This is a genomic window from Halomonas sp. NYA30 (assembly GCF_976980765.1).
In genome coordinates, this window is record NZ_OZ334477.1 from 3,566,208 (window position 1) to 3,578,420 (window position 12,213).

12 protein-coding genes and 3 tRNA genes are annotated in these 12,213 nt (G+C 55.0%); 7 read left to right on the forward strand and 8 right to left on the reverse strand.

Going from position 1 to position 12,213, the window contains the following annotated elements:
* Positions 1-33 precede the first annotated feature (33 nt).
* Positions 34-1,404 carry a uracil-xanthine permease family protein gene (locus tag ACWI0H_RS16535; RefSeq protein WP_485874007.1) on the forward strand — a complete coding sequence of 457 codons (1,371 nt, stop codon included), beginning with the start codon at positions 34-36 and terminating at the stop codon, positions 1,402-1,404.
* Between the two features lie 88 nt (positions 1,405-1,492).
* Here ACWI0H_RS16535 and ACWI0H_RS16540 read toward each other — a convergent pair whose 3' ends face one another.
* The 3 genes from ACWI0H_RS16540 to ACWI0H_RS16550 form a co-directional block, all read right to left on the reverse strand.
* Complete coding sequence (locus tag ACWI0H_RS16540) at positions 1,493-1,849, reverse strand: phasin family protein (RefSeq protein ID WP_485874008.1); 357 nt, start codon at positions 1,847-1,849, stop codon at positions 1,493-1,495.
* Between the two features lie 181 nt (positions 1,850-2,030).
* Complete coding sequence (locus ACWI0H_RS16545) at positions 2,031-2,720, reverse strand: glutathione binding-like protein (RefSeq protein WP_008955992.1); 690 nt, start codon at positions 2,718-2,720, stop codon at positions 2,031-2,033.
* A gap of 115 nt (positions 2,721-2,835) precedes the next feature.
* Complete coding sequence (locus tag ACWI0H_RS16550) at positions 2,836-3,528, reverse strand: glutathione S-transferase family protein (protein ID WP_176302369.1); 693 nt, start codon at positions 3,526-3,528, stop codon at positions 2,836-2,838.
* Positions 3,529-3,916: 388 nt separating this feature from the next.
* Here ACWI0H_RS16550 and ACWI0H_RS16555 point away from each other — a divergent pair, with 388 nt between their 5' ends.
* Positions 3,917-5,608, forward strand: coding sequence for an L-lactate permease (locus ACWI0H_RS16555; RefSeq protein WP_339884779.1), 1,692 nt, complete (start codon positions 3,917-3,919; stop codon positions 5,606-5,608).
* Positions 5,609-5,704: 96 nt separating this feature from the next.
* On the opposite strand, the gene ACWI0H_RS16560 is transcribed toward ACWI0H_RS16555, so the two are convergent.
* Positions 5,705-6,229 (reverse strand): gamma carbonic anhydrase family protein, encoded by a 525-nt coding sequence (locus tag ACWI0H_RS16560; RefSeq protein ID WP_101147518.1) that lies wholly within the window; start codon positions 6,227-6,229, stop codon positions 5,705-5,707.
* A gap of 59 nt (positions 6,230-6,288) precedes the next feature.
* A complete protein-coding gene (gene glcC, locus ACWI0H_RS16565; RefSeq protein WP_485874009.1) occupies positions 6,289-7,068 on the reverse strand; it encodes a transcriptional regulator GlcC in 780 nt (259 codons plus the stop codon).
* A gap of 13 nt (positions 7,069-7,081) precedes the next feature.
* Here glcC and ACWI0H_RS16570 point away from each other — a divergent pair, with 13 nt between their 5' ends.
* From ACWI0H_RS16570 to ACWI0H_RS16590, 5 genes are all read left to right on the forward strand, one after another.
* The gene (locus tag ACWI0H_RS16570) at positions 7,082-7,300 is read left to right on the forward strand and encodes a hypothetical protein (RefSeq protein ID WP_336275137.1); all 219 of its coding nucleotides are present in this window, start codon (positions 7,082-7,084) and stop codon (positions 7,298-7,300) included.
* The gene (gene glcD, locus ACWI0H_RS16575) at positions 7,284-8,783 is read left to right on the forward strand and encodes a glycolate oxidase subunit GlcD (protein WP_101147520.1); all 1,500 of its coding nucleotides are present in this window, start codon (positions 7,284-7,286) and stop codon (positions 8,781-8,783) included. Before ACWI0H_RS16570 ends, glcD begins: the two co-directional genes overlap by 17 nt.
* A gap of 51 nt (positions 8,784-8,834) precedes the next feature.
* A complete protein-coding gene (glcE, locus tag ACWI0H_RS16580) occupies positions 8,835-9,935 on the forward strand; it encodes a glycolate oxidase subunit GlcE (protein WP_485874010.1) in 1,101 nt (366 codons plus the stop codon).
* Positions 9,936-9,949: 14 nt separating this feature from the next.
* Positions 9,950-11,182 carry a glycolate oxidase subunit GlcF gene (gene glcF / locus ACWI0H_RS16585; protein ID WP_101147522.1) on the forward strand — a complete coding sequence of 411 codons (1,233 nt, stop codon included), beginning with the start codon at positions 9,950-9,952 and terminating at the stop codon, positions 11,180-11,182.
* Between the two features lie 86 nt (positions 11,183-11,268).
* Entirely contained in the window at positions 11,269-11,670 is a 402-nt protein-coding gene (locus ACWI0H_RS16590) for a heme-binding protein (RefSeq protein ID WP_008955984.1), read from the forward strand.
* A 113-nt stretch (positions 11,671-11,783) separates the two neighbouring features.
* Here ACWI0H_RS16590 and ACWI0H_RS16595 read toward each other — a convergent pair.
* From ACWI0H_RS16595 to ACWI0H_RS16605, 3 genes are all read right to left on the reverse strand, one after another.
* Positions 11,784-11,860 (reverse strand) — tRNA-Asp (locus ACWI0H_RS16595).
* Between the two features lie 76 nt (positions 11,861-11,936).
* A tRNA-Val gene (locus ACWI0H_RS16600) sits at positions 11,937-12,012 on the reverse strand.
* An 81-nt stretch (positions 12,013-12,093) separates the two neighbouring features.
* Positions 12,094-12,170 (reverse strand) — tRNA-Asp (locus ACWI0H_RS16605).
* Positions 12,171-12,213: the final 43 nt, after the last annotated feature.

Consider the following 12,213-nt stretch of genomic DNA (forward strand, 5'->3'; position numbering starts at 1 on the left):
ACAATGCCACCCACTGCGAATAAAGGCTCCCTAATGTCTTCTCCGCCCGATGCCCAAACGCGGCCTTCGCGTACTATCAATCAAAATCCTGATGCGATGCCGCCGCTTTCCAAGGCGATTCCGCTAGGCCTGCAGCATATTATGGCCATGTTCGCTGGCAACGTGACACCGCCGATCATTATTGCTGGCGTGATCGGCGCTAACCCGGCGGAGCAGATTTTTTTAATTCAAGTGGCGCTGTTTGTGGCGGGGGTATCCACGCTGGTACAAACCATCGGTATTGGTCCGATAGGCGCCCGCCTGCCGATTGTGCAGGGCACCAGCTTTGGTTTTTTGCCGGTGGCACTACCGTTGGCTAAAGCATTTGGCCTGCCTGCCGTGCTCGGTGCTTCCTTTGTGGCTGGACTGCTACAAATTGTGCTCGGCGCTTTTTTGAAGAAGATTCGCCATTGGTTCTCGCCGGTGGTGACCGGCATCGTGGTACTGCTGATCGGTATTACGCTGATGCCGGTTGGCCTCAATTATGCCGCAGGCGGTGCGGGTGCGGATGACTTTGCATCACCCGGCAACTTACTTCTAGCACTCTTTGTGCTCAGCGTGACGATTGCCATTCACCAGTATGGGCGGGGCTTTATTAAAGCGTCTTCCATTCTGTTTGGCTTAATGGCTGGCTACGTGGTTGCCATCGCTCTTGGCAAGGTCGATTTTACCTCGCTAAGTAACGCTGCTTGGTTCGCGCTACCCAAACCACTGGAATACGGCATGACGTTTTCAGGCACCGCGATCGTCGGCATGACGCTGATTATGTTCGTGGTTGGGCTCGAAACGATTGGCAATATTTCTGCCATTACCACCACCGGCGCTGGCCGACCCGCTAAAGACCGCGAGCTTTCCGGCGGCGTGATGGCCGATGGGGTCGCAACTTCATTTGCCGCCGTTTTCAACACGCTGCCCAACACCGCTTATGCGCAGAACGTTGGCCTAATTACCCTCACTGGCGTGGTTAGCCGCCATGTGGTGACTATTGGCGGGCTGCTATTAATCGCCATGGGGCTATTTCCCAAGCTGGGTGGGCTGGTGGCCGCCATGCCGCCTGCGGTACTTGGCGGAGCAGGCGTAGTGATGTTCGGCATGATCGCGTCGGCGGGTCTTAAAATCATCAAAGAGTGCGAGCTGGATCAGCGCAATATGCTGATCATCGCCGTGTCGCTAAGCCTGGGGATCGGCCTGCCTGCCGTCGAGGCAATTTCTGAAACCATGCCTGGGCAGTTGGGGCTGTTGCTTAAGTCGGGCTTAGTGCCTGCCGCCCTCGCCGCTTTATTGCTGGATGCCATCTTACCGGGCAAGCCTGACCGGCAGGCCAAGTTAGCTGCTGCAGAAGCTGAAGCTACAGCTAAGCGTTAACGGTCATTACACCTTTTGCCATTAGCTAGATACAAAAAAGCGCCGCGCCCCTATAGGGCAAAGCGCTTTTAGATAGTCTAAAGCTAACTTATTGTTTCGCTTTTTCTACCACGTTCTTCGTGGATTCTTCCGCATGTTGCTGGCTATCTTGAGCGAAACTTTTACCGATTGATGTCACTTTTTCAGTATCGCCTTTTACGCGTTCCATGAATTCACTGGCTGTTTTCTGCTGACTTTCCATCGCTTTCTTGAAACTATCAGCGTCTTTTACATCAAGCCAAGTGCGCGCTTGTGAAATTGCCATATCAGAGTAGGCACGGAAAGCGTCCATTTGCGCACTGAAAAGCTGATCGTAGTAATCAAGGGCGGTTAACGTATAAGAACGCATGGGTGAAACAAAAGCGGATTCAAACTGTTGCGTTGTCTTATCAGTCGCTTTATTCATCTTAATATCTCCAGATGTGAGCTAGCACATAAACACGCCTGCATTAGGCGGTTGTTAGCCAGGCTGTTGCCTCTGCTGCTATTAAAGCTAGCAGTGCTTTTTGTGCAGCGCAACATGGTTTTTACTCATGCTGCGCCTGCTCACTTCTGGTTAGTGCAAAACGCTGTCGGCACCCCGACGACTAGCGGTTACCGAACAAATGCTTACGCGCTTGCTCGTCCATTTCCACCCCTGCCTGGGGATTTACTTCTTCCACTAATGCGTACGCCCGGCGCACGGCTGGGCGTGCTTTGACCATCTCAAACCAGCGTTCTAGGTCGGGGAACTCTTCAATGGTTTGACGCTGTTTTTCCCAAGGAACAATCCAGGGGTAGATCGCCATGTCGGCAATCGAGTAGTCATCGCCGCCCACATAAGTGTGATTCGCCAGGCGCTGATCCAACACGCTGTAAAGGCGATTGGTTTCACGCACGTAACGCTCGATGGCATACTCAATTTTCTGCGGGGCGTAGTGGCAAAAGTGGTGGTTTTGGCCTGCCATCGGGCCTAAACCGCCCATTTGCCAGTGAAGCCACTGCAGCACGATGTAGCGTTCGCGGCCCGCAGCAGGCAGGAAAAGACCGCTCTTATCGGCGAGGTATTCCAGAATCGCGCCAGACTCAAACATCGAAAGCGGCTGGCCGCCATCTTTCGGCGCGTGATCGACGATCGCAGGAATGCGGTTATTAGGGGCAATAGTGAGAAATTCAGGGTCAAACTGCTCGCCGCGGCCAATATTGATTGGCTTCACTCGATACGCCAGTTTGGCTTCTTCGAGCATGATGGAGATTTTGTGGCCGTTAGGTGTTGTCCAGTAGTACAGATCAATCATTGCCATCTCCTTGTTGAAAACGTTGATTCACTCGCCATGAGTTTATCAAGCTTTCACTCTTAATCAGGCGGTACGTTAGCGTACCGCCCTTGTCAGCTATATCGCGCAGTTGGCGTTATAGATCGCGCACGGTCAGGGCCTTGCTAGCTTCTCCACCGTGTACGCTTAGCATACGCTTAAACCATTCATCGACCGGGTCGCCAGCCTCTACTAGCGTCTGTGTCGATACGACGTGCGCCCACATCATGCTGCCGAACAGTAGATAATCGGAACCGGCAGGTGCATCGCCGTCTAAAAAGGCGCTGTCCCGTAGCAGGTCGCGCACGGGTGCTAATACCTGCTTGAGCTGCTGTTTGCCCTGCTCTGGCTGATGGAACTCTTCTAATGTGCAACCAAACCGCGCTTCACGAGCTTTGCGGAAATAGTCGCGATCGTTTGGGTGAATGGCCGCGAGCAGATCCATGGCAATAATGCGAAACAGTGCTGGTGTTACGCTACGTTCAACAAAGTATTTGAACAGTAAAACCCGCTGATAACTGGCCCCTTCACCCAGCATGGGGGCGTCGGGATAGGCTTTATCCAGATAGCGCATGATTTCAAAGCTATCGGTCACCACTTGATCGCCATCACAGAGCACCGGCACTTTGTCGTAGTCAGCAAACTCCAACGCTTTTTTGTCGAGGAATCGCCACGCCACGGTGGTGAATTCCAGGCCTTTGTGGGCGAGCGCCATGCGCACGCGCCAGCAGTAAGGTGAGAAGCGTAGCCGTTCATCTCGGCCGCACAGGTCATAAAGCTTTAGTGCCATCACTACCGCCTTTTTGTTGAGAGGATCGTTGGTGAAAATAATGGGTAAAAGGGCTTAGAAGGCTCTCTTACACACTTAGCGTAGTTAACAATGAGCCCAACCATCTAACCGTGCAAGAGAGACTACTTAGCACTGTCTATTAGTCTAATGGGCCAGCGGGGCACCCGCCTTGAAAATACATCTAAAAATATTTTAAAAACAATAAATTAGGAAAAAACCAGTAGCGTAATCTTACATTCAAAACAAGCGTTACACTGGTAAGACCAATTTTCCAATGTAGTCATCTGGTTAGCCTAAACGTATCTTTCCCCTACACCCGGCAAGCGATACAAATGCTGGGCGATTATTGCGGAGCATACCAAATTAATAACAAGGGGCAGTTCCTTCCATGAATGAAACGATACTTGCACTTCTGGCCTTCTTGCCGCTGTTGATGGCCGGTATTTTACTCGTTGGGTTTAAAATACCTGCCAAGATAGCGATGCCTCTCGTCTTCCTGACAGCCGCCATCATTGGCTTAACCGTTTGGGATATGTCGTTTAGCCGTGTCGCGGCTTCCACCATTCAAGGCTTGATCCAAACCGCTGGCCTTCTATGGATTATCTTTGGTGCCATCCTGCTGCTTAACACGCTTAAGCACTCCGGCGGCATTACGGCTATCCGTAATGGCTTCTCCGGTATTAGCCCTGACCGTCGCGTACAGGCGCTGATTGTTGCTTGGCTGTTCGGCTGCTTTATCGAAGGCGCGTCTGGCTTCGGTACACCAGCCGCCGTGGCGGCACCGCTGATGGTCGCGCTCGGCTTCCCGGCTCTTGCGGCAGTCGTCGTTGGCATGATGATCCAGTCAACACCGGTCTCCTTTGGCGCGGTCGGTACACCTATTGTGGTGGGTGTCGGTAGCGGCTTGGATCGAGCGGGCATTACCACTGAACTTGACTCGGTAGGCTCCAGCTGGGATGTCTTCTTCCAACTGGTAACCAGCGAAGTGGCGATCACTCACGGCATCGTGGGTATTTTAATGCCGCTGATTCTGGTCACCGTCATGGTGCGTTTCTTCGGCGCTAACCGTTCCTGGAAAGAGGGGCTGTCGATTACTCCCTTCGCCATCTTCACCGGTATCTGCTTCGTGGTGCCTTACATGCTGGTAGGCGTGCTGCTTGGCCCTGAGTTCCCGTCGATGATCGGCGCGATGGTAGGCTTGGCGATTGTGGTTCCGGCGGCCAAACGCGGCTTCCTGATGCCTAAAGATACCTGGGACTTCCCTGAATCGACTTCGTGGCCAGACGAGTGGATCGGCAACCTGCAGATCAAGCTGGATGACGTTGTCGGCAGAGCCCCGATGTCCACCTTCAAAGGCTGGGTACCCTACGTATTGCTGGCGCTGTTCCTGGTCGCTTCGCGCACCATCGAACCGCTACGCGTCGCTCTGACCTCGATCAATCTCAGCTGGAACAATATTCTGGGTGAAGCGGGTGTTAGCGGCGGTGTTCAGCCGCTCTACCTGCCGGGCGGTATCATCCTGGCCGTGGTTATCGTGACCTACTTCCTGCATCGCATGAATCCGCAAAAAATGAGCGCAGCGGTGTCGGAATCCACTAAAACCATTTTTGGTGCTGGCTTCGTGCTGATCTTTACCGTGCCGATGGTACGTATCCTTATCAACTCCGGCGTTAACGGTGCGGACCTGGTCTCGATGCCGGTGATGATGGCACAGGCGGTGGCCGACAGTGTTGGCGGCATCTACCCCTTCTTTGCCCCCGCGGTCGGGGCGATGGGGGCCTTCATTGCAGGCTCCAACACGGTTTCGAACCTGATGCTGGCGGAATTCCAGTTCAGTGTTGCTGAAACCCTGGGCCTTTCCACCGCCATGATGGTGGCACTGCAAGCAGTCGGTGCGGCGGCGGGTAATATGATCGCTATCCACAACGTGGTTGCGGCATCAGCGACGGTGGGCCTGCTCGGCCGTGAAGGGGCCACCATCCGTAAGACGATTCTGCCGACGATCTACTACCTTATCTTTACCGGTACCATCGCCCTTATTGCGTTCTACGTGATTGGCGTAACGGATCCGTTAATGTGACCGTGAAGTAGCTCTGGCTGAAATAACGACGCTAGAAACGCAAACCCCCAGGCCAAGGCCTGGGGGTTTGCTATTTAGTACAGCGGGTTTTACGCGTCAATCGATACGCTTTAGCTGCTGGCTATGGAGTTTGCCGCGTTCAACATAGCTTTGAGCGTTCTTCTTCAGTCCCGCCACGACTTCTTCGGAAAGCTCCCGCACTACCTTGGCCGGCGAGCCGACGATTAGCGAGTTGGGCGGAAACACTGCGCCCTCCTTAATAAAGGCACCGGCACCCACCAGGCTGTTCTCACCAATCACTGCCCCATTAAGCACTACGGCTTGTATGCCGATTAAACACCCATCGCCGATGGTGCAGCCATGCAGCATTGCCTGATGCCCAACAGTTACGCCTTTACCTACCTTGAGCGGAAAGCCTGGGTCTGCGTGAAGCACCGCGCCATCCTGAATATTGCTCTCTTCACCTACTTCAAGATGGTCGGTGTCACCGCGCAACACGGCTTGATACCAAACGCTTGAGCGCGCTTTTAAGGTGACCTGGCCGATTACATCGGCCGTTTCCGCAATGTAAACATCGTCGTGAACCTCTGGGCGATGCTCGCCGTATTGATAAAGTGCCACGTTAACCTCCTGGGTTGTTATTGATGTTTTGGACTCTTGGCTCTTGGTGCTTGGCTTTTCTACTGCCACTCTTCAAGGCGCATGGAGGAGCGCTCCAGCCGATCATGCTCTACCTCTAAATCACGCAGCAGTTGGCTAATGCTGGAGAGATGCTCCAGCGCTACCTGTTTTGCCTGCGCCGCCTCGCCGCTGACAACGGCATCATGCAATTGGGCATGCTGCTGATTGATCATCGCCCGCGGTACCGGCAAATGATAAAGGTGTTTGACCGAAGCGAAAACCGAGCTAAGCAGTAAGTCGGTCAGGCTTTGCAGCGTGTGTACCAGTACTGGGTTGTGCGAGGCTTGGGAAACCGCTAAATGAAAAGCGTGATCGAGCCTGGCGAGACGCTCGACATCGATCGTCTCGGCTGTTTCCACGTAGTCAGCCATTTCACGATAACGCCGGGTGATCAACACTCGGTCGGCGGAAGTGCCTCTGTTTGCCGCTAACCACGCTGACTCTCCTTCCAGTAGAGCACGCACTTCCAGCAGATCAAACAGCGTGCGTGGATGATCTTTAAACAAGTGCATTAAAGGGCTTTGATTGCTGACGGGCAGTAGCGTAGCTACCGTTGAGCCGTGGCCCTGCCGGGTATCGATAATTCCTTTGCTGCGCAGAATTCTTAATCCCTCGCGCAGCGATGCGCGGGAGACGCCCAACCGGTCACACAGCCGTCGTTCCGAAGGAAGCAGCTGGCCGGGGCGAAAAACGCCATCAAGAATAAGGCGCTCAAGCCGGGTGGCCACTTGTTCCGGCCTTCGCTGCCCGGGTGACAAGGCTTGATTTTCTGCTGCCATGGTGACTCTCCTGATGGGCAATATGACCAGCTTGCCAGCACTTCACCCAGTACTAAACAAAGAAGGCATCACTGTCGACCAATTACTGGTCAGACCAATGCACCACCACCTAGACAGATGGATAAAAAAAGCTCAAATTGAGGCCATGCTAGTTGGCGGTATGCGCTTAAATTTTCAACGTTTGCCTTTAATGATAATAAGCATGGGATGTCGTGATGAATATCCTCTTTGATGAGCGTCTGGACGGCGAATTGGTTCAGCGAGATAAAAGCGAGGTCTTGAGCGACCTGCAGCAAGCGGTCCCGGATATGACGCTGCTGCACCGTGAAGAAGACCTCCGCCCCTTTGAGTGCGATGGGCTAGCGGCCTATCGCGTGCTACCGATGCTGGTGGCACTGCCTGAAACCCTGGAGCAGGTAAAAGGGCTGCTGAAGCGCTGCTATGCGCTGGGCGTGCCCGTCGTTACCCGCGGCGCGGGCACCGGCCTATCTGGCGGCGCACTGCCGCTGGAGCAAGGCGTGCTGCTGGTCATGTCGCGCTTTAGCAAAATACTGAGTGTAGACCCCGATGCCCGCATGGCGCGGGTTCAGCCTGGCGTGCGTAACCTAGCAATTTCTGAAGCTGCTGCGCCTTACGGACTTTACTACGCGCCGGACCCCTCCTCGCAAATTGCCTGTTCGATCGGCGGTAACGTGGCCGAAAATGCTGGTGGCGTGCACTGCCTCAAATACGGCCTGACAGTGCATAACGTGATGCGCGTCGACGTGCTCACCATTGAGGGTGAACACATGACACTGGGTGCTGAGTCGTTCGATGCGCCCGGATTTGATCTGCTGGCACTGATGAATGGCTCAGAAGGCATGCTTGGTGTGGTCACCGAAATTACCGTTAAGCTGCTGCCCAAGCCCGAAACCGCCAAGGTGCTCATGGCCAGCTTCGACGATGTCGAAAAAGCGGGTCGCGCCGTGGGCGACATCATTGCCGCTGGCATTATCCCCGGCGGCCTGGAGATGATGGATAAACTTGCCATCAAAGCCGCCGAGGATTTTGTCAAAGCAGGCTACCCCCTCGACGCCGAAGCGATTCTGCTCTGCGAGCTGGATGGCGTTGAAGCCGACGTGGACGACGATTGCGATACCGTACGCCGCGTGCTGGAAAAAGCCGGGGCTACCAATATCCAGCAGGCCCGCGATGAAGCCGAGCGCGCCAAGTTCTGGGCCGGACGTAAAAACGCCTTCCCCGCGGTGGGTCGTATGTCACCCGACTATTACTGTATGGACGGCACTATCCCACGCCGTGAACTCCCCCGCGTACTCAAAGGCATTGCCGCGCTTTCCGAGGAGAGCGGCCTGGCAGTTGCCAACGTATTCCACGCTGGCGACGGCAACATGCACCCGCTGATCCTGTTTGATGCCAATAAAGAGGGACAGTTGGCGCTTGCCGAAGAGGTGGGCGGCAAGATTCTTGAGCTTTGTGTCGCGGCAGGCGGCTCGATCACAGGTGAGCACGGTGTAGGGCGCGAAAAGATCAACCAAATGTGCAGCCAGTTCCAGCCGGATGAGATTAGCGTTTTTCATGCCCTGAAAGCGGCATTTGACCCTAAGCGACTGCTCAACCCCGGCAAGAATATTCCAACCCTGGCGCGCTGCGCAGAGTTTGGCGCCATGCATGTTCACAATAACGAACTGCCGCACCCGGATCTGCCCCGTTTTTAATAGTGACCTAGTTAAGATAACCACTAGGCAAAATAAATATTGGAATAGACCATGACCGAACTAGCGATGCATGCCGCCGACCGCGATATCGCTGACACGCTGTGTGAGCAGGTGCGCAGTGCGTATGACGCACGCACTCCGCTACGTATTGTAGGCGGAGATACCCGCGCTTTTTATGGCCGACCGGTGGAAGGCCAAGCGCTGCAGATGGCTGAACATAGTGGCATTGTCAGCTACGACCCGGTGGAATTGATCGTCACCGTGCGCGCTGGCACGCGGCTAAGCGCCCTTCAAGCAGCGCTGGCAGAGAAACACCAAATGTTAGGGTTTGAGCCGCCCATGTTTGGCGAAGCCTCGACCATTGGTGGTGCCGTTGCGACCGGCCTTTCCGGCCCACGCCGCCCCTGGGCGGGTGCGGCGCGGGATTTTGTGCTCGGCACACGGATAATCACTCAAGAGGGCAAGCTGCTGCGCTTTGGTGGCGAAGTGATGAAGAATGTCGCCGGTTACGATCTTTCGCGCATGATGGCCGGCGCCCAGGGAACGCTTGGCGTACTGACCGATATTTCGTTTAAGGTGCTGCCGATCCCTAACGCCACGCACAGCCTGCGTTTATCACTCAACCTTAACGATGCGCTGAAAAAGCTGGCCGAGCTGGGCCGTCAGCCGCTACCGATCACGGCGGCTGCCTGGCATAACGGTGAGCTCTTTCTGCGCCTAGAGGGGGGTAAAAGCTCAGTACAGGCAACCCAGGAGCGCTTAGGCGGCGAATCGCTTGATCCAAGCTTCTGGACATCCCTACGCGACCATAGCCATCCATTTTTCCAGCTCAACGACGGCCAAGCATTGTGGCGGCTATCGCTGCCGCCCAATACCGCGCCGCTGAACCTGGATATTGCCGAAACCGATATTTTTTACGAGTGGGCAGGCAGTCAGCGCTGGGTAAAAACAGCGCTGGACGCTGATACGCTGCGCGCAGCCTGCAAAGCAGTAGGCGGCCATGCCACCTGTTACACACCCCATGCCCAGGGCGGCGCCGTTGAGCCTTTCACACCGCTGAATGCGGTGGTGGAAAAATATCATCGTAACTTAAAGGCGGAGCTGGATGCCCATGGCATATTCAATCCCGGTCGTCTTTATGCGGCGTTTTAATCAGGAGAGCTGACATGCAGACGCAATTTACCGATGCCGACCGTCAGAAGCCGCACATTCAGGAAGCAGATAGCATTTTGCGCACCTGCGTTCACTGCGGTTTCTGTAACGCCACCTGCCCCACCTACCAGCTGTTGGGCGATGAGCGTGACGGCCCCCGCGGACGCATCTATCTAATGAAGGAGCTGCTTGAGAGCCGCGACGATGATGACCAAGTCACCGAAGAGACTCGCCTGCACCTTGACCGCTGCCTGACCTGCCTTAACTGTGAAACCACCTGCCCTTCAGGCGTGGAGTACCATAAGCTGCTCAACATTGGCCGTGCCGAAATTGAGCGCCGGGTGCCCCGCCCTGCTGGCGAGCGGGCTCAGCGCTATGCGCTGCGTAAGATGATGGTCGAACCTAAACGCTTTCAGGCGCTGCTAAAGCTGGGCCAAACCTTTAAGCCGCTGGTGCCTAGCAAGCTACGCAATAAAATGCCCGCTGAACCGATAGATGCAGGCGTACGCCCTGATGCGCACCGTCATACCCGGCAAGTGCTGATTCTGGAAGGCTGCGTGCAGCCGGGGCTGTCACCCAATACCAATGCGGCTACCGCGCGGATCCTAGATCGGCTCGGCATTAGCGTAACGCCGGTGGCTGAAGCAGGCTGCTGTGGCGCGGTTGATTTTCACCTCAACGCCCAGGACGATGGGCGGGCTCGTATGCGCGCCAATATCGACGCTTGGTGGCCATATATTGAACAAGGCGCTGAAGCCATCGTTCAAACCGCCAGCGGTTGCGGCGCCTTTGTTAAAGAGTATGGCTATATGCTCAAGGATGATCCTGAGTACGCCGTTAAAGCGCAAAAGGTCAGTACCTTGGCCAAAGACATTGTCGAAATCTTGCGCGATGAGCCCCTGGAAGCATTGAACGTTAAAGAATCCAAGCGGCTGGCATTTCACTGCCCTTGTACGCTGCAACACGCGCAAAAGCTTAACGGTGCAGTGGAAGGCGTACTCACCAAGCTCGGCTTTTCGTTAACGCCGGTGCAGGATGCGCACCTCTGCTGCGGCTCGGCGGGCACTTACTCGATTACTCAACCGGAAATTGCCACCCAACTGCGCGACAATAAGCTCAATGCCCTGGAGGCCGGTAATCCAGAGATGATTGTCACTGCCAATATCGGTTGTCAAACCCACTTGGCTGGTGCCAACCGTACGCCGGTGCGCCACTGGGTTGAAATCGTCGATGCGGCACTTCCCTAGCGCTAGTGGTTACTCTTTAACCCCTACCGCCGCGCTGCTACTTAATAGCGCGGCGACTCACTCCCTGCCTTAAAAAGGATTACACCATGCAAACAAAAGCCATCCTCGCTCAAGCCGATGTCATCAATGTATTAGACGCGGCGCAAAAAGAAGCCGACAGCAATAACTGGCCGGTCACTATCGCAGTAACCGACGACGGCGGCCACTTATTGGGCCTGCGCCGCTTAGATGGCGCCGCCCCTTTCAGTGCCGATGTCGCCACGCAAAAAGCGCGCAGCGCAGCGCTAGGTCGTAAAGAGACCCAGGTATTTGAAGAGATGATTAACGGCGGCCGTACAGCGTTTATTTCTGCGCCGCTGCAGGGTCTACTTTCAGGTGGTGTGCCGATCACAGTGGATGGCCATGTGGTGGGTGCCGTGGGCATTTCCGGCGTTAAACCCGACCAGGACGTACAAGTTGCCAAAGCGGGTGTCAGCGCTATCGGCTAAGGCTAGCGTGCAGCCTACGGGCTGCACGCAATAAAAAAGCCCGGATCATTGATCCGGGCTTTTTAGAATTCGTTCGGCTAATGCCGATATTACCTTTACAGCATAAGTACTTATGGCGGACCGGACGAGACTCGAACTCGCGACCTCCGGCGTGACAGGCCGGCATTCTAACCGACTGAACTACCGGTCCACGTAAAAGCACTTCTACAACAACCATCAGGCTAACATTTATAAGCGGTTCAGAGGCGCTTAAAACGGTTAAGCGATGGTGGGTGGTACTGGGTTCGAACCAGTGACCCCCAGCTTGTAAGGCTGGTGCTCTCCCAACTGAGCTAACCACCCAATCTATTGGTAAGTATTTGCTGTGCTTACCAACTTTTTCTTACCAGCTTAGTTCTCACCAGCTTGGCTTAGCAGTTATCGTGGCGGACCGGACGAGACTCGAACTCGCGACCTCCGGCGTGACAGGCCGGCATTCTAACCGACTGAACTACCGGTCCGAATAGCGATAACGTACTTTAATGCTACTTACTCATAAAGCAG